Below are 21,352 nucleotides of genomic sequence, written 5' to 3' on the forward strand. Positions count from 1 at the left end.
CATACCTTTCCCATCAGTCGATCGTGACCCGGCCGTCCATTCGACCGGAAGATCAACCATGAGGGGGGCGCGGCGACAAACGTCAGGCCTTCCGACCCACGTCACCCGAACGTGTGCACGCCCACCTCGGCCTTGACTCCGTCCACGAACGCGGACCAGGACACGGCCGCGAGAATCAACGGGCGGGCGGTCGGAGCCTTGCTGTCGCGGACGGGGACCAGGTCGGTGTAGCCGTCGGCGACCTCGACGCAGTTGTTGTCTCCCCCGTCGCTGTAGCTCGACTTGCGCCAGGCGGCGGTGCTGAGGTCAGGGGTGGACTTCATGATCTGTGTTCCTCCAGTACGTCCCTGATGAACGCGAGCGAGTCCGACGGGGGCAGCGCAAGATCCCTGAGCCGATCGTAGGACAGTCGGTGTCGCAGAACATCGTCCGGTTCGTCGATCAGTTCGCCTCGGCTGTTGCCCTCTGTGTAGGCAACGGCACTTCCGTCCTGCTGCCACAACAGCGTCACGGTGCCGTTCATGTGGTGATGGACCCCGGCAGCGAACGGGAGGACCTGAAGCGCCACGTTGGGCCACATCGCAACAGCCTCAAGGCGCAGCAACTGATCGGCCCAGGTCTTCCCACTCGCGGCAGGGCGCCGGAACGCGAACTCGTCCATGATGATGCGGACGTTGGGCTCCGGCTTCTGCTGCAACAGGTACTGCCTACCGAGCCGCACCGCGACCTGTTCCTCGACCAGTTCTGCGCGATCAGGTGTTGTCTGGGCCCCGGACAACACCTCCCGAGCGAAATCCTCGGTCTGCACCAGTCCAGGTACACCCAGCGCGAACTTCCACATGACCCGTGCCGTCGCCTCCAGCCCCATGAACCGCTTGTACTGGTCCTTGAACGCGTCGAGCCGCGCCGCCTTCCAGTGACTGACCAGCAACTCGCCGGCCTCGTAATACACATCCAGGTCTTCCATGACCGTCACCTTGGACAGCCGCTCCCCGGACTCCAGTCGGCTCAGGTAGCTCTTGTCGTAGCCGGTCTCCTCGGCCAGCTGCCCGAGTGACTTGCCCGCCTTCTCCCGCAGATACCGGAGCGTCCGCCCCAGCACCACGCGCCCCGACTCGCCCTCGGCGTCAACCTGTTCGGTCACGTCACCCCTCCCCGTTGCCTGGGTCCGCAGACAACGGGGACCCCCTTCCGCAGCGTACGCCGGAGCCGTGACGATGACGGCACGAACGGTAATCACCGCTCGTCAGGACTTCGGGAGTTACTCCTCATGACACTCGCGCACGGCATTCCCAACACCACGCGCGGCGAACTGCGGTTGCTGCCCTGGGCCACCCCCGACGGCAAGCCCTGCTACCTCAGCGCCGACCACGACGACAGCCACCTCTCCCGGCTCGCCGACGATGTGGCGGCAGCCCAACTCGACTCCGGGGAACAGGTGTTGGCCGGAGCGAAGGCCGTCCTCGCGGACCCGAGGGCCGGCGAACGCGCCGTACGTTTCGCGCTCACCAGGGCGTCCGAATCCCTTGGCGACGTCCTCCGCATCGCCATCAGCCGGGGCGAACGCATCCCGGAGCGCGAACGGTGACCCCGCCTCCGGAGAAGTGGTTCCCCTTCGCATGTGCCTGCGCGACCCCCGGCCACCTGGACGGGGTGGGGCAGACGGACATCATCCGGTGACCGGACGTTTCCCCCGAAACACAGACTCCGACCTTACGATCATCCCCAACACGGGCTCTGGGGAGGGTCGATGGGCGGGGACGGAATCGAGCGGGAATACCGGCGGCGAAGACAGTTGTCGGTCGTCTGGTGGCATCTCGGCATCGACATGCTCGTCTACGGCGCCATCGCCGTGCAGACGGCGACGGTGGATCCGCCGTTTCCGGCCGGGCGTTGGTTCAACATCGCGATACTGGTGCTCATATCGGTCAGGGGCGTCTCGGCGCTGCTCTACCGGTGGCGGGGGCGCACGGTCGTGAGCGCGCGCGGGATCACCGCCCACGAATCCGTGCGGACGGTCACCCGGACCTGGCACGACATCTACGACATCCGGGCCGAGTTGAACGACCGCGGGGTCGCGAACGCCGAGTGGACCACCTATGTCTACGACGGTGACGGGCGCCGGACGCGGTTGCCCTACTTCGACGACTGGCAGCGTCCCGACTTCCATGCCGAACTCGCCGACCTGCGTGCCGTGTCCGCACAACACCGGGGCGTGGAGTGGGAGTTGCGGCCCGAGGTGGAGGACCGGATACGGGTCCGGGCGCGGCACCGCAAGATCTGGGTGGCGGGGGTCCTCACGGCCGCCGTGGCCGGGTTCTTCGCGTTCATGTTCCTGGCGTAGCGCCGGTGAACGGTGACGGAGGGGCGATGGACGGCGACGACGGGCGTGGGATCGAGCGGGAGTACGGCAGGCACAGAAAGACGTCCCGGGGAAGGTTCGTCGGCCTGTGCATCGTCGAAGGGAACTTCGCCCTTCAGATGGCGCGGCCCGACAGCATCCCCGGCCGGTACAAGCTGCTCGCGGTGGCGCTCATGGCGATGCTGGTTGGCTGGGCGATTCTCACCGTGCGACGGGGGCGCACCACCGTGGGGGCCGGCGGCGTAACCACCCGCGGAGCCTTCCGCGGGCGCAGGCGGGCCTGGCACGACATCTACGATCTGCGCGTCGAACGCCATAACAGCAAAAACGCCGACGCCCGCCTGTTGACCTGGCTCTACGACAACGACGGCCGCAGGTTTCTCCTCCGCAACGTCGACGACTGGCAACTCCCCGCTCTCCGGGCAGAGATCGACGATCTGCGTACCGTCGCCGCACAACACCGCGGCATGGCCTGGGAGTCGCGGCCCGAGGTCGAGGCGCGGATCCGGCTGCGGGCGGGGCATCGCAAGGCTCAGGAGCGAGCGGCCATCTGGACCCTGCTCGTCTTCTTCGCCGCCGTCGGGTATCTGGTGTGGGAGGTGAGCGTCGGCGACGAACCCCACCCCTTCCTGCTGCTCCTCTGCGCTCCGCTCGCCACCTATACCCTCCTCGTCACGCTCTTCCGCCTGCGCGCCCCCCGAGCCCCAGCCCACTCATAAGCCGCTGCCAGCCCCGCCACAGCCCCCCGCCCCACCGTGTTCGAATGGCGCGGAAGATTCTGCTGGCCGACGACGACGTGGACGTACGGGAAGGGCTCGGGCGGCTGCTCAGGTTCGAGGGGTACGAGACCGTCCTCGCGGGGGACGGGCGTACCGCCCTTGCGCTGCTGGGCGTCTCGCCCGATCTCGTGCTGATGGACGTCACCATGCCGGAGTTGGACGGGCTCGCCGCGACGCGGCGGATCCGGGCCTCCGGGTGCACCGTGCCGATCCTGATGATCACCGGGCGGGATGCCGTGGGCGATCGGATCGTCGCCCTCGACAACGGTGCCGACGACTACCTCAGCAAGCCGTTCGCCATCGAGGAACTCCTCGCGCGGGTACGGGCGTTGCTACGGCGCAGCAGTCGGCAGGAGACCCGGCCCGGTCCGCCGGACGGGCTGGAGCGGCTTGGCTTCGGTGATCTCGTCATGGATCTGACCACTCGTGTCGTCACGCGCGGCGGGCGGTCCGTCGAGCTCACGCGGACCGAGTTCCTGTTGCTGGAGTACCTGCTCCACCATCCGGGCACCGCCCTCACCCGGTCCCAAATACACCGGCACGTCTGGGGGTTCGACTTCGAGCCCGCGTCCAACACCCTCGACGTCTACGTCATGTACCTGCGCCGGAAACTGGAGAGCCGCGGCGAACCGCGGCTCATCCACACCGTGCGGGGGCTCGGGTACAGCCTCCGCTCGACTCCCCTCGGCTGATCTACCTCTTCGGCTTCGGGAGCCTCAAGATCATTGTCTCGTCCGGGACTTGGCGCAGGGTCATCGTGTCCTCCGCGCGGTGCCGTCCCGTTCCCGTTCCCGTGATCGCCATTTCGGGGAGCGGGCCCGCAAGTCGCGCGTAGGCGCCGCCCCTTGACACCAGCTCCGCGTGGGTTCCCGTCTCCACCAGGCGTCCGCCGTCCAGCACCAGGATGCGGTCCGCGTCCGGGGCGAGGCTCAGGTCGTGGGTGATCATGATGGTCGTACGGCCGGACATCAGGCGGCGCAGCGGCCCGATCACCTGGCGGGCGGCCACCGAGTCGAGGCCGGCCGTCGGTTCGTCCAGGACCAGGACCGGTGCCTCGCGGAGCATCGCCCGTGCGATCGCGATCCGTTGGAGCTGGCCGCCGGAGAGTGCCGCCGTGCCGGGGGCGATCTCCGTGTCGTAGGACTGGGGAAGGGCCGTGATGAAGTCGTGGGCCGCCGCTGCCCTTGCCGCCCGCTCGATCTCCTCGTCGCTCGCGCCGGGGCGTCCGCACTCGATGTTCTCGCGGATCGTGCCGTTGAGGATCAGGGTCTGCTGGGGCAGCAACGCGACGTTCTCCCGCAGGAATTCGAGGGGTACGTCACGGAGGGGGACGCCGTCCAGGCAGATCACGCCGCCGGAGGGGTCGTAGAAGCGGGTGAGGAGTTTGGAGAGCGTGGACTTGCCCGCTCCGCTCTCCCCCGTGACGATCACCAGTTCGCCCGGGCCGGCCCTGAACGTGACGTCGTTCACCGAGTCGCGGGCCGCGCCGGGGTAGCGGAACGTCACGCCGTGGAAGCTGACCCAGCCGTGGACGGGCCAGGCGGGGACGGGTTCGTGGGGGTCGCCGACGGACGGGGTGGCGTCCAGGATCTCGTTGATGCGGGCCGCGCCGGCGGTGGCGGCGGTGAGGGTGAGGCCGAGTTGGCCGAGGTTGCGGACCGGGGGGTAGAGGTAGCCGATGAAGGCGGCGAAGGCGAGGAGTGCGCCGAGGGTCATGCGGTCGGCGGAGATCTCCCAGACGCCGAGGCCGATGACCGCGAGGACGCAGAGGGTCTCGACCACCTCCACGAACTGCTCGTACATCTCGCTGAGCCGGGCGCCCCGGACCGAGGCCTTCATCCATGCGCGGGCCTCGACGTCGAGGCGCTTCTCCTCGTCGCGGCGGCGGTTGTACGCCTGGGTGAGGACCACGTTGCCGAGGGACTCGGAGACCACCGACGTGATCGCGCCGTCCGCCACCCGCTCGTCCTGCGAGGCCTGCTTGATGCGGCCCGAGAAGCGGCGGGCGGCGAGGAGGAAGAGAGGGGCGAGGACGAAGGTGGCCAGGGCCAGGTCCCAGCGGAGGTACAGGGCCGCGCAGGCGTAGAAGACCGCCGAGAACGCGGCCGAGATGGTGCCGACCACGCCTGACACGACCATCTGCTCGATGGCCTCCACGTCTCCGGTGAGGCGTTCGACCAGGTCGCCCTGGCGGTGCTTCTGGAAGAAGTGCGGCGGTAGGTCCTGGACGTGGCGGAAGACGTTCGCGCGCAGGCGCAGGACGAAGCGTTCGGCGGTCCAGGTGGCGAGGGAGTTGCCGAAGTAGCCGACGAGCGCGCCGAGTACGGCGACGCCGAGCCAGGCCGCGGCCGGGCCCCAGAACTCGGACAGCGAACCGGCCTTGAGGGCGTTGTCGGTGAGTTCCGCGAAGAGCAGGATCGCGGCGGTCTCGGCGAGCGCCGACACGATGACGCAGGTGATGATCACCGCGAGCCACTTGCGGTCACCGCGGGTCAGCGGCCAGAAACGGCGGAAGGCCTCACGGGCTTCCCTCATGGTCAACAACTCCCTTCAAGGATCTGATAGTTGGCCTGGACGTGGCCGAGGCGGGGCCACCGGCGCGAGCGTGCTCACTAACCGGTGGCCCCGCCTCACGTGGTGCCGGCTCAGCCCTTGTGGGCGATCGGGCGCTTCGGGGTGTGCTTCTTCGGCGCGGGCTTCTTGGGGGCCGGGGCCGGCTTGCGGGTCTTCTTGACGGGGACGATCTTGTGGAAGCTCATGGTGGGTTCCCTCCCTGGGAGTCCGGCACTGCGGCCGGGTGTGGGGTGCTCCGGGTCTTCTGCGGCTCGCGGGACTGCTTACTTGTGCCCGACCGGGCGCTTCGGCGCCGGCTTCTTCGGCGCGGGCTTCTTCGGGGCCGGGGCGGGCTTGCGGTGCTTCTTGACCGGGACGATCTTGTGGAAGCTCATGACGGGTTCCCTCTCTGGTACGGCTGTCGCGGTGTCTGCTGCGGTTCTGCAACAGTTCCTCTACCGATCTGCTGCAACTGCCTTTGAGTTAATTTGAATTACGCCTGTAAATTCTTTGTCAGCCCTTGTGGTCGATCGGGCGGCGCTTCGGAGCGGGCTTCTTCGAGGCCTTCTTGGGGGCCGGGGCGGGCTTGTGGTGCTTCTTGACCGGGGCGATCTTGTGGAAGCTCATCGTGCTCTCCTTTGTCTTGTGTTGCCTCTGTCGTTTGCGCTGTTCGCTTTCGACATGGAAAACACTACTGGACTTCTGACGCAGGAAAAGCGATTTTCGCTTAGACCTTCCTGTGCGATTGCCATGGATGATTCTTATGGAATTCGCGGAACTGAACCCGTGCTTACACAGAATTTAGAACGGGAAAATACAAAGGGGCCCGGCGCCGCACTGCGGCGCCGGGCCCCTGAGCAGGGACGGACTGCTGACTGCTGCTGACTGCTACTGCACGATCGTGATCCGGTTCGCCGCCGGGGGCGTGAGCGGGCCCGCCGCCGACGAGTGGGCCGTCAGGTACTGCGCGAGTGCGGCGAGGTCGTCCGTGCCGACCACGTCACCCGTGCCCTGGCCCAGCGTGGTGAAGCCGTCGCCGCCGCCCGCGAGGAAGCTGTTCGTCGCGACGCGGTAGGTGGCGGCCGGGTCGATCGCCGCGCCGTTGAGGCGGATGGAGTCGGTGACCACGCGGTCCGCGCCGGTCTTCGTCAGGTCCAGCGTGTAAGTCAGCCCGGACGACGGCTGGAGGATCTTCGGCGCCGCCGCGTTCGTGCCGCTCACCTGTTCCTTGAGCGTCTGGATCACCTGGGCGCCGGTGAAGTCCTGGAGGTTCACCGTGTTGGCGAACGGCTGCACCGTGAAGCCCTCGGCGTAGGTCACCACGCCGTCGCCCTCCGCGCCGGTGGTCTTGTACGTCAGGCCCGCGCGCACCCCGCCCGGGTTCATCAGCGCGAGGTCGGTCTCCGGGTCCAGCTCCTTGCCGTACGCGAGTTGGGCGTCCGCGATGAGGTCGCCCATCGGGGACTCGGTGCCGACGTTGCCCACGTCGCCGGAGATGTAGCCGATCGCGCGGTTGCCGATGGGGGCGGCCAGGGCGTTCCACTTGCCGATCAGCGAGGTCAGGTCGGCGGCCTTGGGCACGGTCCGGGTGACCACGTGGTTCGCCGACTTGACCGCCGTACGGGCGATGTCGCCCGTCTTGCGGTCGTACGTCAGCGTGGTGTCCGTGTAGAGACGGCCGAAGGAGGCGGCCGAAGTGACCATACGGGGCTTGCCACTTGGGTCGTTGATCGTGCAGACGTACGCGTTGTGGGTGTGGCCCGTGACGAGGGCGTCGACCGCCGGGGTGACGTTCTTCGCGATGTCGACGATCGGGCCGGAGATGCCGGAGCCGCCGCCGGACGCGTCGCAGTCGTAGTTGTAGGAGGCGGAGGCCGGGAAGCCGCCCTCGTGGATCAGCGCGACGATCGACTTGACGCCCTGCTTCTGGAGCTCCTTGGCGTACTTGTTGATCGTCTCGACCTCGTCCTTGAACTGGAGGCCCTTGACGCCGTCGGCGGAGACGATGCCGGGGGTGCCCTCCAGCGTGACGCCGATGAAGCCGACCTTGACGCCGTTCTTCTTCCACACCCAGTACGGCTTGAGGATCGGCTTCTTCGTCTTCTCGTCGAGGACGTTGGCCGCGAGGTAGGGGAAGTCGGCGCCCTTGAACTTCTTGTCCGTGTAGCAGCCGTCGGTGGGGTGGCAGCCGCCGTTCTGGAGGCGGGCCAACTCCTTGGCGCCCTCGTCGAATTCGTGGTTGCCGACCGAAGTGACGTCCAGGTCGAGCTTGTTGAGGGCCTCGATGGTCGGCTCGTCGTGGAACAGGCCCGAGATCAGCGGGGAGGCGCCGACCATGTCGCCGCCGGCCGCGGTGATCGAGTACGGGTTGCCCTTGCGGGCCTCGCGCAGGTGCGTGGCGAGGTACTCGACACCGCCCGCGTCGATCGTCTTCGTCGTGCCGTCGGCCTGGAGCTCGGTGACCCGGCCGGAGGAACCGGACGGGGGCTCCAGGTTGCCGTGCAGGTCGTTGAAGGAGAGGAGTTGGACGTCCTGGTAGCGGCTGGGCTTGTGCCCGTGACCGCTGGGGTTGCCGTGGGCGTCGGCGGGCAGCGCGGCGGCCAGCGCACCGACCGTGGCCAGGCTCGCGGCGGCGGCGAGCAGGCCTGCGGTACGGCGTCTGCGCGGGCGGTACGGCTGGGAAGTGGCTGGCATGAGCCCCCCTGTGTGTCGGCACTGTGAGTCGGCTGAGAAGTCACCACGTTCCGGCGCAGCCTAGGGTCAACGCGCGTAGCGTGACAGGGGGTTCTTGGTTACATCCTGGTTTCTTCTTTGCCGCCACTTTGCTGGTATGTCCGCTTACCCTGATGCCCATGACCAGCGACGACACCGCACGGCCCGCGCCCGCATCCCGATCCATCGAGACCTACTCCGCGCTCACCCCGGACCAGGGCGAGGCCGTTCTCGCGCTCATCGCCGAGGCCGCCAGGACCGACGGGCAGCAGGCGGTGTCCGAGCAGGGGCGGTTGCGGATCCTCCCCCACTCTCGGCTTCGCTCGACCGGGGGGACCCCCATGGGTGAGCGGGACGGGGTCTCGCATCTGCTGCTGACCCTGGGCGACGCGCTCGTGGGGTACGCGCAGTTGGAGGACACGGATCCGGTGGAGGCGCCGGCCGCGGAACTCGTCGTTCATCCCTCGCATCGGGGGCACGGGCACGGGCGGGCGTTGGGTGCGGCGCTGCTGGCCGCGTCGGGGAAGCGGTTGCGGGTGTGGGCGCACGGTGGGCATGCCGCCGCGCGGCATCTCGCGCAGGTTCTCGGGCTCACGATGTTCCGTGAACTCCGGCAGTTGCGGCGGTCGTTGACGGATCTCGCGCTGCCGGAACCGGTGCTGGCGGAGGGGGTTTCCGTGCGGACCTTCGTGCCCGGTGCCGACGACTCGGCGTGGCTTGCCGTGAACGCGGCGGCGTTCGCGCACCATCCCGAGCAGGGGTCTCTGACGCAGCGGGACCTCGACGACCGTAAGGCCGAGGCCTGGTTCGATCCCGAGGGGTTCTTCCTGGCCGAGCGGGGTGGTGAACTCGTCGGTTTCCACTGGACGAAGGTCCATGCGGAGGAGGGGTTGGGCGAGGTGTATGTGGTGGGGGTGTTGCCGGGTGTGCAGGGTGGGGGGCTCGGCAAGGCGCTGACGACGGTCGGTCTGCGGCACCTTGCCTCGCGGGGGTTGCCTACGGCGATGTTGTACGTCGATGCCGACAACAAGGCGGCGGTGTCGGTGTATGAGCGGTTGGGATTCACGACGTACGAGACGGACCTGATGTACCGCTCGGAGTCGTAGGGCTCGCTTGGTCGGGGTGACCGTCCCTGGGGGCTGCGCCCCCAGACCCCCATCGGCCCTGAGGGGGCCTCGTCCTCAAACGCCGGACGGGCTGATTGTGCGGGCCTGTGCGGGACGGCCACGTCGGCATCAGCCGCCGGTCGGCTCGGGTCGTGCGCGCCGTATCCGCAGCAACCCCCTGTGCCGCTTGAGCGGTTCCGGGCCGCACACCGCCCACAGCAGCGTCGCGCTCAGCAGGATCAGGGTCCAACGGTCGTGGCCCGGCGCCCAGTTCTTGTCCTTCGGTGTGGTGAGCAGGCCCCAACTCTGGGGGATGAAGAGGGTCGCCGCCATGGACGTGGCGAGGAGGGCGATGGCTACGCGCTGGCCCGGTTCCGGTTCGGGTGTCAGGCGGGTCGCGAGGGCCGATGCCGCCAGGGCCACGACTGTCGCGGCGGCCGCCTCCAGGGTGATGTCGCCTACCGGGGGGCGTACCTCGGCCGGGATCAGCAGCACGGCCGCCGTCCACCACAGGGCGGCCGGCGGGGCGACCAGTGCGGTGCGCAGGGCGGTCCTGACCATGCGGCGGGTCGGGACCGTGGCGGTGACGTGGCGGGCCGGGTCGTCCAGGAGGAAGGTCAGGCCCAGGGCGAAGGCCAGCGCCGCGCCGCGCAGCAGGAGCAGGGTCATCCACGGGTCGGGGTCGGAGGACGTCAGGCGTGGGAGTGCGGCCAGGAGGAGTCCGGCGGCGGCGCCCCCGCCCACCGCCCGCCAGGGCAGAGCCCGGGCGACCGGCCGCACCAACTGGCCCAACTGGCCCAGCCGATTCAACGACCCCGCCGAGCCCCGAGCCGTCGCCGGGGCCAACTCCCTTTCCCTCACTCGCACTTGTCCGCCCCCGCCGGTGCCTTCACGCCCAGCAGTTCCGCCACCTTCGCCGTGGTCACCTTGGGTGCCGTCAGTTCCGCCCAGTGGGCCTTCACCTTCGGGGCGATCGTCGTCGTGCCGGCTGTGAACAACTCGCGTACCACCGTGGTCTGTTCGGCGGTCATGGACATCGGGTTGGTCGGGGAGACGACGATCGCGGAGCCGGTCGCGCTGTCGTCGAGGCGGACCGCGCGGAGCTGGGTGACCGGGTCGGGCAGTCGGCCGAGGGCCATCCACATGATGGTGACCATGCGGCCGTCGCAGAGCGAGCCGACCGACTTCTCGCTGCCCATGACCAGGACGGAGGAGACCGCCGCGGCGAACTCCGGTACCCGCGGGCCGCCCCAGCGCGTGCCGACGGTGACCTGGTACGGCACGGTGGACGGTTCGACGATCGAGCCGTCGGCGTCCATGCCGTAGCGGGCCTCGACGCGTTGCCGTACGAGCACCTTCTCCTGGGCCGCGGTGCCGCCGGCCAGGGACTGGACGCCGTCCGTGATCTTCGCCCAGGTGCCGATGCGCGGCGTCCACTCGGGGAACGCGCAGTACGTGGAGTGGCCTTGGCGTACGCAGGACTGGACCTTCGCCGGGTTCAGCGTGGCCAGCACGCGGGCCTGGGTGGTCGCGTCCGACACCTTGCCCGCCTGGCCCACCGCGCCCCACGTGCCGAGGCCCACCGCCACCACGAGCGCCGCCGCCACCGTCTTCGTACGGCCGCCGTTGACCAGGACCGCCGCCAGCGCCAGGGTCAGCGCCAGTCCGACCAGGTACAGGGCGTGCCACGCGGCCGGGCGGCCCAGCAGTTCGGAGGGGAGGGGCTTGCTGCTCATGTCGCCGACGACCGGCACCAGCCAGCGGGTCGCGCTGCCGTCGGAGTCGCCCGGGACCGCCCCGAGGGTCGAGAAGAACGCCAGGACCAGGAGCATCGGGGCGGCGAAGGCGGATCGTACGACCCGGGCCAGCAACACGCCCGCGGTTCCGGCCAGCAGGACCGTCAGGGGTCCTACCAGCAGTTCGTTGACCGAGCCGTGGCCCACCGAGCCGGGGGCCAGTACCGCCCAGGTGAACTGGAGTGCCACCAGGAGTGCGGTGAGCAGGACCGTCGGGATGACGGAGAGTGCGTGTGCTGCCGTGCGGCGCCAGGGTTCCAGGACCAGGACCCCGAAGTGGCGGTCCGTGTCCTGGCGTTGGGAGCGCAGGACCGCCTGGTTGGCGCAGAGCAGGACCGCCAGGGCGGGCAGCAGCGGGCCGGTCTGGGTGGCGCGGTCGATGTCCTGGAGGGTCGGGTAACTCGTCCAGGCGTCGCGCATGTCCCAGCAGATCCAGGCGGCGCAGAGAGCGAACATCGCCAACACCGGGAGCCGGAGCAGGAGTTCGCGGGCCTCGAAGCGGGCCAGCTGCAACACCGCCGCCCAGGAACGGCGTTGGTCCTCGGTGCGTTCGGCCGCGGGTGCCTTGTCCAGTACGGCGCTCATGCCGCCACCTCCGCGACCACACCGTCGAGGGCGATCAAGTAGCCGTCCTCCAGGGTTGGTTCGACGAGTTCCGCGCCGGGGGGCGGGTCGCCCACGTTGCGGAAGACGCCCAGGCCGGTGCGCCAGCCCGCCATCGCGGCCGGGTCGCGTTCCGTACCGCTCCACACCCGGCCGGCGGCCCGTGCGGTGAGTTCGGCCGGGGTGCCGTCGAAGCGGACGGTGCCGCCGGCCATGACGACGACCCGGTTGCAGAGCATCGCCACGTCCTCGGTCTGGTGGGTGGAGAGCAGGACCGTCCGGCCCTCGCCCGCCCTGGCGATCAACTCCCGGAAGCGCATGCGCTGTTCGGGGTCGAGGCCGACCGTCGGCTCGTCCAGGACCAGGAAGCCCGGGTCGCCCACGAGGGCCGCCGCGAGTGCCACGCGCTGCCGCATGCCGCCCGACAGTTTCTTGATGCGCCTGCCGCGCACGTCCGACAGGTCGACCTCCTCCAGCACCCGCCGCACCTCCTGGTGGCGTGCGGTGCGGTCGGTGAGTTCCTTGAGGATCGCGACGTAGTCGACGAACTCGAAGGCGGTGAAGTCCGGGTGGAAGCCGGGGGTCTGCGGCAGATAGCCGAGCACCCGCCGCACCTCCTGCCGGCCGGCCGTGGTGCTCGGGTCGTGGCCGAGCACGGTGAAACTGCCCGAGTCGGCGGGCTGGGCCGTCGCCAGAACCCTCAACAGGGTGGTCTTTCCGGCCCCGTTGGGGCCGAGCAGTCCGGTGACGCCCTCGCCGAGCCGCAGCGACACGTCGTCGAGGGCGTGCGTCGAGCCGTAGCGCAGGCTGAGCCCGGCCGCGGAGACGGTGGTGGTCATGTACGGAACTCCAGTCGTTTTCTTGGCAGTTCAGGAAGAGGAGGCGGCGCGGGCGGAACTCACGCGAAGTCGCCGAAGGTGGTCGGGCGGGTGTCGAAGCGGTCCCGCAGGACGTACAGGAGGCCGGCGGCGAGTGCGGCCACCGCCGCGGCCACCCCCTGTCCGGCCGGGGTGAAGGGGGCGAGTGTGCCGCCGTCGATCTGGTTCGCGACCAGTAGGAAGACCACCCAGCCGCCGCCCACCAGGGACGGCGCCAGCACCGGGCCCAGGCGTGGGGTCAGGGCCAGACCCGTCGTCGTCAGGGCGAGTGCGGGCAGCAGCCAGCCGAGGGCGGCCAGGCCGTACTCGGGCAGGGCCAGCGACGCCAGGCCGTTGAGGCCGAGGACGGCGACCAGCACGGCGACCGTGCGGATCATCAGGAGACGGAAGCCGTGCAGCGGGGCCACGACCGCCATCTCGTACGTCGGGTCGAACCTCGGGCCGTAGGACAGGGCCACGCCCGCGAGCGGGAGCAGGGGGGCGAGGCCGACGAAGAGGCTCGGGGAGGCGGAGTGCTTCAGGGAGTTGGTCACGAGCACCGTCATCACCAGCAGCGCGACCACCGCGCCGATCCACGAGCGGCGCAGCACCGGCGTCGCCGCGAGCAGCCGTGCCGTGTGGTCGGCGACGCCGATCCGGACGAGCAGGGACTCCAGCAACCCCCTTTTGGGGGCGTCGAGTTCGGCGTCCAGGCGCTCCCAGCCCGCGTCCAGCGCCACCGGGTCGGTGACCGTCGCGAGCAGCGCGCGGCACTCGGCGCACCGCGCGATGTGCGTGTCGGCGGACCAGAGCATGGGCGGTGCCAACTCGCCCCGCGCATAGGCGCGTACGTCGTCTTCGGCCACATGCCAGGTCATGCCAGCTCCTCCCGCAGTTGCTTACGGGCCCGCATGGCCCGTGTCTTGACCGTGCCGGCCGGGATGCCCAGCAGGACGGCCGCCTCCCGGGTGGTCAGCCCGTCGATCACGGTGGCCTGGAGCACCGCCCGCAGCTCCGGCGACAGCCGGACCAGCGCGCCGGCGAGGTCCCCGTGCTCCACCCCCGCGAGCACGCGCTCCTCCGCCGACGCCTCGTCCCGGTGCCGCAGCCGCGCCAGCGCCTGCCGCATCCGGCCGCGCGCCCCGTCGCCGCGCAGCACGTCGATCAGCCGCCGCGACCCGATCCGCCACAGCCACCCGGCAGCGTCGGCCGAGGCACCGTCCTCGCGGTAGCGCGCACTGCCCCGCCACACCGCGAGAAACGTCTCCTGTACGACGTCGTCGACCACCCCGGCGTCGGCGCACCGACCGCGCAGCCGCGCGGTCAGCCACGGCGCGTACCGCCGGTACAGCTCCTCGAACGCGCGCCGGTCGCCGTCCGCCGCGATGGCCCGCAGCAGCTCCCCGTCGCTTCCCGTATCGCTCACGTCTCCTCATCGCACGAGCCCCGCCGATCGGTTCACGGACCGGCGCACAGATCTCTCCTGACTTTTCTCTCCTGACTTCTCTCTCTTGACTTTCTCAGCCCTTCTGCACCACCCTTTCACTACTCAATTAGTGAAAGGGTGGTGGAACCCCAGTGGTCGAGTACCGCATCGACCGGCACAGCGGCGTGGCCACCTATGTCCAGATCGTCCAGCAGACCAAGCAGGCGCTGCGCCTGGGAATGCTGGAGCCCGGCGACAGACTGCCGACGGCTCGCGAGGTCGTGGAGGCCACCGCCATCAACCCGAACACCGTCCTCAAGGCCTACCGCGAGCTGGAGCGCGAGGGGCTGGTCGAGGCCCGGCGCGGCCTCGGCACCTTCGTCCGCAAGGGGCTGAGCATCACGCCCGCCGACTCGCCGCTGCGGCTGGAGCTCGACGACTGGGCCGAGCGGGCCCGGGACGCCGGACTGGACCGGGACGACATCGCCGCGCTCTTCACCGCCGTACTCGAAAAGCACTTCCAAGGAGAACCCTCATGACAGGCACCGCCGCGATGGAGGCCGACGCGCTCGGCAAGCGGTTCGGCAGGCAGGGCGGGTGGGCGCTGCGGGACTGCGGCTTCCGGCTGCCCGCCGGGCGCGTCTGCGCGGTCGTGGGGCCCAACGGCGCGGGCAAGTCCACGCTCCTCGCGCTGGCCGCCGGACTGCTCGCCCCCACCGAGGGCGCGATATCCGTCCTCGGCACGGCGCCGGGCGCGGCCCGCGAGCGGATCGCCTACGTCGCGCAGGACAAGCCCCTCTACCCGCAGCTCACGGTCGCCGAGACGCTGCGCATGGGCGCCGACCTCAACACCGACCGCTGGGACGCCTCCGTCGCCGAACGGATCGTGGCCGACGGCGACCTGAACCCCAAGTCCCGGGTCCGCGCGCTCTCCGGCGGCCAGCGCACCCGCGTCGCGCTCGCCCTCGCGCTGGCCAAGCAGCCCGAACTGCTGCTCCTGGACGAGCCGATGGCCGATCTGGACCCGCTGGCCCGGCACCAGATGATGGGCCTCCTCATGGCGCGGGCCGCCGAGTCCGGCACCACGATCGTGATGTCCTCGCACGTGGTGGCCGAGCTGGAGGACTCCTGCGACCACCTGCTGCTGATCGGCGACGGCCGGGTCCGCCTCGCCGGCGAGATCGACGACCTGCTCACCGCACACGTCCGCGTCTCCGCACCCGCGCAGACGCCCCTCGCCCCGCACACGGTCGTCGAGTCCCGCACCACCGGCCGCCAACTCACCGCCCTGCTCCGCCCGTCGACACCGGTCGACACGGACTGGCGCACCAGCAGGCCGTCGTTGGAGGAGCTGGTCCTCTCCTACCTGCGCAATCCCGAGGCACCCGCCGCCTCCGAGACCACGGATCTCCTCGCGTGACCGCCCTCCCGACCCTGCACCCTCTGGAGGCTGGGGTCTCTTCTAACCAGTCACACACCAGGACAGCGGTTAGATTCACCCCCAGCCTCCAGCAGGTACCCATCCCCACCACCCCGGAGACCGCCGCATGACCGCCCTCGCCACATCGCCGGTCGCCCTGCGCCGGGGCGGCTCGTCGCCGCGTCTGCTGCGCTGGCTGGTCCGGCTGCACCGGCCCGCCCTGCTGGCCTGGCCGGCCTTCGTGCTCGTCCTCGGCGGTCTGCTGCTGTGGGTGGGCGGACCGCTCACCGACGCGGCGGTCGAGGGCTGGAAGCACTACCACGCCTGTGAGTCGGGCGGCTGCGCGTACGACCCGAGCGCGGTCGTCCGGTACAAGAACTGGTACGCCTACACGACCTACGCCGTCCTCGCCGCCCCCGCGCTGGTCGCCGCCTGGTCCGGCGCCACGCTGACCAGCCGCGAACTGGAGCACGGGACCGCGCAGTTGGCGTGGACCCAGTCGGTCTCCCCGGCCCGCTGGCTCGCCGCGACGCTCGCCCTCCCGGCCGTCCTGGTCACCGTCGGCTCCGGGCTGCTGGTCGCGCTGCACCACTGGGCCTGGTCGGCGGGGCAGGCCGGCATCGACACGGCCAAGGACTGGTTCGACGCCGGGACCTACGCCGCCAACGGCCCGGCCACCGTCGCCCTGGCTCTGGCGGGCCTGGTGCTCGGCGCCCTGTTCGGGCTGCTCGGGCGCAACTCCCTTGTCTCACTGGTGGGTTCACTGTGCGCCACGGCGTTCCTGTGGGGCGTCATGGCCCTCGCGACCCCGCACCTGTGGCCCACGGTCACCCGGCTCAGCAGCCTCAAGAACAACGTCCCGGCCGGCTCCGGCATCGTCGTCGACCAGGGTCTGGTCACCGCCACGGGCCGGCACATCTCCGGCCACCTGTGCGGCAGCACCACCTACCAGCCCTGCGAGACCGCCTACGCCAAGCTCGACGCCGTCGGCTACTACAGCGACTACCACCCCCAATCCCACTACTGGCCCCTCCAGTTGACCGCGACCGCGATCGTCCTCGCCGTCACCGCCGCCCTCACCGTGGCCACGTTCCGAGTCCTCGGGCGCCGGACCGGTCCGACGCCCAGCCGCCGTACGAACCTCAAGGGAGCCGCCGTATGACCGCCCTCGCCGTGGACACGACGGTCCGGCCGAGACCGGCCCGCGCGTGGCGGGCCGTGGTGCTCCTGCACCGGGCGGCCCTGATCGGCTGGGCGGTGCTCGTCGCCGCCGTCTCCGGGGGTCTGCTGTGGGCCTACGGCCCCGGGGGCAACGCGGCCCGGGCCGACTGGCAGCGCCGGTGCACCGGGGACGCGTGCTCCTGGAGCACTGCGATCACCCTCTACCACGCGGCGTACACCGTCGCCGAGTTGCTGATCGGCTGGGTCCCCTATCTCGCCGCCGTCTGGGCGGGCACCTTCGTCGCCCGCGAACTGGAGCGCGGCACCACCCGCCTCGCCTGGACCCAGGGCGTCTCCCCGACGCGCTGGCTCGCCGCCAGCCTCGCCGTGCTCGCCGCGCTGCTCACCGCCGGCAGCACGGTGCTGGTCCTGCTGCACCGGCTGCTGTTCGACGCCCACCAGGTGCCGCTGAGCTGGAACCGGTGGAACGACGAGACCTTCACCGCCAACGGCACCCTCGCGATCGTCTACCCCCTCCTCGGCCTCGCCGTCGGCACCCTCGCGGGCTTCCTCCAGCGCCACGTCCTGACCGCGGCCGGTCTCGCGATCGCCTCCATGGGCCTCGCCGTCACCACCCTCGGCTTCGCCCGCCCGTACCTGTGGCCGACGGTGACCCGCGTCACCAGCGTGGGCATCGGCTACGACGCTCCACCGAACGTCCTCAACGTCGACCAGGGCGCCGTCACCGCCACGGGCGCCCATGTCACCGACAACTGTTTCGCCGACACCAAGTGCCTCAAGGCCGTCGACATCACCGGCTATTACGTCGACTACCACCCCACCTCGCACTTCTGGCCCCTCCAGCTCGTGGAGACCGGCATCGTGGTGGCCGTCGCCGCACTGGTCCTCACCGTCGCCTTCACCCTGCTGCGCCGCCGCACCGGCTGACCGGATCCCGCCTCCCCGCGGCTTCCAGGCATCCGTTACGTTCGTTTCCGTGCCGTAGACGTCCGGGAGCCGCCCCCCGATATCCCGCACGCCATGTCGCCGTAACCAACGGTTCAGACGGGCTTGCGACGCTCGGCGAATGAAGCCCGCCGTGCCAGAGCCTTCGCCGCCTCCCGAGGTGAACGGGAGCAACGGGGCCGTCCGCCCGCTCCTTCCGGCGCTCTCCGACGCGCCCGTATCGGTGGTGGCGCGGAACAATGGGCACATGAGCAGCCAGCCCAACGCCCAGGCACAGGTCCAGCACGCGCAGCCCTCCGTGGGCTCCATAGCCGCCCACCGCCCGCACACCGTGTCGGCGGCGGTCTCCGATCTGGAACCCGACATCGACGCCGACCTCGACGAGTACGAGGAGTCGCCGTACGACGGGCCGCAGCTCCCGCAGGGCCGCTTCCTGGACCGGGAGCGGAGCTGGCTCGCGTTCAACGAGAGAGTCCTGGAGCTGGCCGAGGACCCGAACACGCCCCTCCTGGAGCGGGCGAACTTCCTCGCGATCTTCGCCAGCAACCTGGACGAGTTCTTCATGGTCCGGGTGGCAGGCCTCAAGCGCCGTATCGCCACCGGGGTCGCCACCCGCTCCGCGTCCGGCCTGCAGCCGCGCGAGGTGCTGGAGATGATCTGGGCCCGCTCGCGCGAGCTCATGGCCCGGCACGCCGCCTGCTATCACGAGGACATCGCCCCCGCGCTGGCGGAGGAGGGCATCCACCTGGTCCGCTGGAACGAGCTGACCGAGAAGGAGCAGGCCCGCCTCTTCACGCTCTTCCGGCACCAGATCTTCCCCGTGCTGACCCCGCTGGCCGTCGACCCCGCGCACCCCTTCCCGTACATCTCGGGTCTCTCGCTGAACCTCGCGGTCGTCGTCCGCAACCCGGTCACCGGCCACCGCCACTTCGCGCGCGTCAAGGTGCCGCCGCTGCTCTCCCGCTTCCTGGAGTCCTCGCCGGGCCGGTACGTCCCCCTGGAGGACGTCATCGCCGCCCACCTGGAGGAACTCTTCCCGGGCATGGAGATCCTGGAGCACCACGCGTTCCGGCTGACCCGCAACGAGGACCTCGAAGTCGAGGAGGACGACGCCGAGAACCTGCTCCAGGCGCTGGAGAAGGAGCTCATGCGGCGCCGCTTCGGGCCGCCGGTGCGGCTGGAGGTCGAGGAGTCCATCGACCGCGAGGTGCTGGACCTGCTGGTGCGCGAGCTGAAGATCAGCGAGGCCGAGGTGTACCCGCTGCCGGGTCCGCTCGACCTCACCGGCCTGTTCCGGATCGGCGGCCTGGACCGGCCCGAGCTGAAGTACCCCAAGTTCATCGCGGGCACCCAGCGCGACCTCGCCGAGGTCGAGACCGCGTCCGCGCCCGACATCTTCGCCGCCCTGCGCAACCGGGACGTGCTGCTGCACCACCCGTACGACTCGTTCTCCACGTCCGTGCAGCGGTTCCTGGAGCAGGCGGCCAACGACGACGACGTCCTCGCGATCAAGCAGACCCTGTACCGCACCTCGGGCGACTCCCCGATCGTGGACGCGCTGATAGAGGCGGCCGAGGCCGGCAAGCAGGTCCTCGTCCTGGTCGAGATCAAGGCCCGCTTCGACGAGCACGCCAACATCAAGTGGGCGCGCAAGCTGGAGGAGGCCGGCTGCCATGTCGTCTACGGCCTGGTCGGTCTCAAGACCCACTGCAAGCTGTCGCTCGTGGTCCGCCAGGAAGGCGACCTGCTGCGCCGCTACAGCCATGTCGGCACCGGCAACTACCACCCGAAGACGGCCCGCCTCTACGAGGACCTCGGCCTGCTCACGGCGGACCCGCAGGTCGGCGCCGACCTCTCGGACCTCTTCAACCGGCTGTCCGGATACTCGCGCCGCGAGACCTACCGCCGGCTGCTGGTCGCCCCCAAGTCGCTGCGCGACGGCCTGATCGCCCGGATCAACAAGGAGGTCCAGCACCACCGCGCCGGGCGTCCCGCGTTCATCCGCATCAAGGTCAACTCGATGGTGGACGAGGCGATCATCGACTCGCTCTACCGCGCGTCCCAGGCGGGCGTCCCGGTCGACGTGTGGGTGCGCGGCATCTGCGCGGTACGGCCCGGTGTCCCCGGCCTGTCCGAGAACATCCGTGTACGGTCCATCCTCGGCCGCTTCCTCGAACACTCCCGCGTCTTCGGCTTCGGCAACGGAGGCGAGCCCGAGGTGTGGATCGGCAGCGCCGACATGATGCACCGCAACCTCGACCGTCGGATCGAGGCCCTCGTCAGGGTCACCGATCCGGCCCACCGCGCCACGATCAGCCGGCTCCTGGAGACCGGCATGTCGGACACCACCTCCTCCTGGCACCTGGGCCCGGACGGCGAGTGGACCCGGCACGCGACCGACGCGGAAGGCCAACCCCTGCGCAACGTCCAGGAGATGCTCATAGACGCCCGGAGGCGCCGGCGTGGCACAGCAACACCTTGACCCGACGGATCCCACGGCCCGTGCCGTGACAGGTGACGCCCTCGCGGGCTACCTGCGCGGCCAGGCCACGGAGTTCCTCCGTGCGCTGCGGCTGCACCGGGAGACCGGCAACGGCCAGAACGGCACGGAGGATTCCGTCGACGCGGCGCGCGCCCTGCGCCACTCGGCCCGCCGGATCAGCGGCAGCCTGCACACCTTCCGGCCGCTCCTCGACGCCGACTGGTCCGAGGAGATGCGCCCCGAACTGGCGTGGCTGTCGGGCACGTTGGCCCTGGAGCACGCGTGCGCGGCCCGGCTGGAGCGGCTGCTGCTGGCCCTGCACCGGCTGTCCGGCTCGGCGGCGTTCCCCGTGCAGTCGGCGGCCTCCGCCGTGGGCGGCCGGGTCACCGGCGCGGGCCGGGGCGTCCCGGCGGCCGCGGGCGTCCGGGGCACCGGACCGGCGACGCCGCCCACCGCCACCGTCGAGCGCGGCAACCTCACCGTGGGCGCGGCCAAGGCGGGCGCCCTGCTGGAGCGCCAGCTCACCCTGGCCCGGACCCGGGCCCACTCCACCGCCCTCCAGGCCCTCGGCTCCTCCCGCTTCCACGCGGTCGCCGACAAGGTCGCCGTGCTGGCCAGCGAGGTCCCGCTGACCCCGGCCGCCGCCGGCGCCGATCTGCGCCCGCTGGCCGCCGCCGCCGGGGAGCGGCTCACCGACGCGGTCACCGCGCTGCCCCTGGTCACCGCCGGGCACCCGTACAACGCGGAAGCCCTCATCCACGGCCTCTCCCCCGACCCCGCCCCGCACCCGCAGGACGGCCCCTGGCACCAGGTCCGGCTGCTGCTGCGGCTGCACCGCTACGCCGGCGAGGTCCTGCACGAGGACGGCGTACCCCTGGACGTACGCCTGCTGGCGGCCGGCCAGGCCCTCAATCTGCACCGGGACGCCTCGGAGGCCGCCGCGGCCGCCGCGTCGGCGGCCCGCACCCCGCGGATCGCCCCGGCGACCGCGTACGCGCTCGGAGTGCTCCACGCCGACCAGCGCCACGAGGTGGAGGCGGCCCGTTTCGCCTTCCATCAGTCGTGGCAGAAACAGGCGGTGCGCGCCCCCTGAGGACCGCACCGACCCGCGCAGAGGAGACGGTGAACC

20 protein-coding genes are annotated in these 21,352 nt (G+C 70.6%); 11 read left to right on the forward strand and 9 right to left on the reverse strand.

Annotation, left to right across the window (positions count from 1 at the left end; genetic code table 11):
• Window positions 1–101 precede the first annotated feature (101 nt).
• Window positions 102–323: a DUF397 domain-containing protein gene (locus ACIRRY_RS22550; RefSeq protein WP_403975448.1), complete on the reverse strand. Its 222-nt coding sequence runs from the start codon at window positions 321–323 to the stop codon at window positions 102–104.
• Window positions 320–1,144, reverse strand: a complete 825-nt coding sequence (locus tag ACIRRY_RS22555) for a helix-turn-helix domain-containing protein (protein WP_403975451.1) — start codon at window positions 1,142–1,144, stop codon at window positions 320–322. Before ACIRRY_RS22555 ends, ACIRRY_RS22550 begins: the two co-directional genes overlap by 4 nt.
• A gap of 126 nt (window positions 1,145–1,270) precedes the next feature.
• Between ACIRRY_RS22555 and ACIRRY_RS22560 the strand changes: the two genes are divergently transcribed.
• The 4 genes from ACIRRY_RS22560 to ACIRRY_RS22575 all read left to right on the forward strand — a co-directional run bounded on the left by ACIRRY_RS22560 (window position 1,271) and on the right by ACIRRY_RS22575 (window position 3,833).
• Window positions 1,271–1,588 carry a hypothetical protein gene (locus tag ACIRRY_RS22560; RefSeq protein WP_403975453.1) on the forward strand — a complete coding sequence of 106 codons (318 nt, stop codon included), beginning with the start codon at window positions 1,271–1,273 and terminating at the stop codon, window positions 1,586–1,588.
• Window positions 1,589–1,750: 162 nt separating this feature from the next.
• Window positions 1,751–2,344, forward strand: a complete 594-nt coding sequence (locus ACIRRY_RS22565) for a PH domain-containing protein (RefSeq protein WP_403975456.1) — start codon at window positions 1,751–1,753, stop codon at window positions 2,342–2,344.
• A 26-nt stretch (window positions 2,345–2,370) separates the two neighbouring features.
• Window positions 2,371–3,081: a PH domain-containing protein gene (locus ACIRRY_RS22570; RefSeq protein ID WP_403975459.1), complete on the forward strand. Its 711-nt coding sequence runs from the start codon at window positions 2,371–2,373 to the stop codon at window positions 3,079–3,081.
• A gap of 44 nt (window positions 3,082–3,125) precedes the next feature.
• Window positions 3,126–3,833: a response regulator transcription factor gene (locus ACIRRY_RS22575; RefSeq protein ID WP_403975461.1), complete on the forward strand. Its 708-nt coding sequence runs from the start codon at window positions 3,126–3,128 to the stop codon at window positions 3,831–3,833.
• A 1-nt stretch (window position 3,834) separates the two neighbouring features.
• Here the strand turns inward: ACIRRY_RS22575 and ACIRRY_RS22580 are convergent, their stop codons facing one another.
• Together ACIRRY_RS22580 and ACIRRY_RS22585 are read right to left on the reverse strand one after the other, a co-directional pair.
• On the reverse strand, window positions 3,835–5,676 hold the full coding sequence (locus ACIRRY_RS22580) for an ABC transporter ATP-binding protein (RefSeq protein ID WP_403975464.1): 1,842 nt from the start codon (window positions 5,674–5,676) through the stop codon (window positions 3,835–3,837).
• A gap of 906 nt (window positions 5,677–6,582) precedes the next feature.
• A complete protein-coding gene (locus ACIRRY_RS22585; protein WP_403975466.1) occupies window positions 6,583–8,388 on the reverse strand; it encodes a bifunctional metallophosphatase/5'-nucleotidase in 1,806 nt (601 codons plus the stop codon).
• 158 nt (window positions 8,389–8,546) lie between these two features.
• Between ACIRRY_RS22585 and mshD the strand changes: the two genes are divergently transcribed.
• The gene (gene mshD, locus ACIRRY_RS22590) at window positions 8,547–9,512 is read left to right on the forward strand and encodes a mycothiol synthase (protein ID WP_403975468.1); all 966 of its coding nucleotides are present in this window, start codon (window positions 8,547–8,549) and stop codon (window positions 9,510–9,512) included.
• A 129-nt stretch (window positions 9,513–9,641) separates the two neighbouring features.
• Here the strand turns inward: mshD and ACIRRY_RS22595 are convergent, their stop codons facing one another.
• Genes ACIRRY_RS22595 through ACIRRY_RS22615 form a run of 5 tightly spaced genes read right to left on the reverse strand, consistent with a single transcriptional unit; the run spans window position 9,642 to window position 14,194 of the window.
• Window positions 9,642–10,358: an ABC transporter gene (locus ACIRRY_RS22595; RefSeq protein WP_403975471.1), complete on the reverse strand. Its 717-nt coding sequence runs from the start codon at window positions 10,356–10,358 to the stop codon at window positions 9,642–9,644.
• Window positions 10,359–10,369: 11 nt separating this feature from the next.
• Window positions 10,370–11,893, reverse strand: coding sequence for an ABC transporter permease (locus ACIRRY_RS22600; RefSeq protein ID WP_403975474.1), 1,524 nt, complete (start codon window positions 11,891–11,893; stop codon window positions 10,370–10,372).
• A complete protein-coding gene (locus tag ACIRRY_RS22605) occupies window positions 11,890–12,750 on the reverse strand; it encodes an ABC transporter ATP-binding protein (protein ID WP_403975476.1) in 861 nt (286 codons plus the stop codon). Before ACIRRY_RS22605 ends, ACIRRY_RS22600 begins: the two co-directional genes overlap by 4 nt.
• A gap of 59 nt (window positions 12,751–12,809) precedes the next feature.
• Complete coding sequence (locus ACIRRY_RS22610) at window positions 12,810–13,646, reverse strand: zf-HC2 domain-containing protein (protein WP_403975479.1); 837 nt, start codon at window positions 13,644–13,646, stop codon at window positions 12,810–12,812.
• Window positions 13,643–14,194: an RNA polymerase sigma factor gene (locus ACIRRY_RS22615; protein ID WP_403975481.1), complete on the reverse strand. Its 552-nt coding sequence runs from the start codon at window positions 14,192–14,194 to the stop codon at window positions 13,643–13,645. Before ACIRRY_RS22615 ends, ACIRRY_RS22610 begins: the two co-directional genes overlap by 4 nt.
• Before the next feature lie 152 nt (window positions 14,195–14,346).
• Between ACIRRY_RS22615 and ACIRRY_RS22620 the strand changes: the two genes are divergently transcribed.
• The 6 genes from ACIRRY_RS22620 to ACIRRY_RS22645 all read left to right on the forward strand — a co-directional run bounded on the left by ACIRRY_RS22620 (window position 14,347) and on the right by ACIRRY_RS22645 (window position 21,316).
• Window positions 14,347–14,733, forward strand: coding sequence for a GntR family transcriptional regulator (locus ACIRRY_RS22620; RefSeq protein ID WP_403975484.1), 387 nt, complete (start codon window positions 14,347–14,349; stop codon window positions 14,731–14,733).
• Window positions 14,730–15,614, forward strand: coding sequence for an ABC transporter ATP-binding protein (locus ACIRRY_RS22625; protein WP_403975486.1), 885 nt, complete (start codon window positions 14,730–14,732; stop codon window positions 15,612–15,614). The genes ACIRRY_RS22620 and ACIRRY_RS22625 overlap by 4 nt, the downstream gene beginning before the upstream one ends.
• 127 nt (window positions 15,615–15,741) lie before the next feature.
• Window positions 15,742–16,776, forward strand: coding sequence for an ABC transporter permease (locus tag ACIRRY_RS22630; protein ID WP_403975488.1), 1,035 nt, complete (start codon window positions 15,742–15,744; stop codon window positions 16,774–16,776).
• Window positions 16,773–17,723, forward strand: coding sequence for a hypothetical protein (locus tag ACIRRY_RS22635; protein WP_403975490.1), 951 nt, complete (start codon window positions 16,773–16,775; stop codon window positions 17,721–17,723). Before ACIRRY_RS22630 ends, ACIRRY_RS22635 begins: the two co-directional genes overlap by 4 nt.
• 139 nt (window positions 17,724–17,862) lie before the next feature.
• Window positions 17,863–20,223, forward strand: a complete 2,361-nt coding sequence (locus ACIRRY_RS22640) for an RNA degradosome polyphosphate kinase (protein ID WP_403975492.1) — start codon at window positions 17,863–17,865, stop codon at window positions 20,221–20,223.
• Window positions 20,204–21,316: a CHAD domain-containing protein gene (locus ACIRRY_RS22645; RefSeq protein WP_403975495.1), complete on the forward strand. Its 1,113-nt coding sequence runs from the start codon at window positions 20,204–20,206 to the stop codon at window positions 21,314–21,316. The genes ACIRRY_RS22640 and ACIRRY_RS22645 overlap by 20 nt, the downstream gene beginning before the upstream one ends.
• Window positions 21,317–21,352: the final 36 nt, after the last annotated feature.

The sequence above is a fragment of the Streptomyces sp. NPDC101776 genome, assembly GCF_044766845.1.
Lineage (GTDB): Bacteria > Actinomycetota > Actinomycetes > Streptomycetales > Streptomycetaceae > Streptomyces.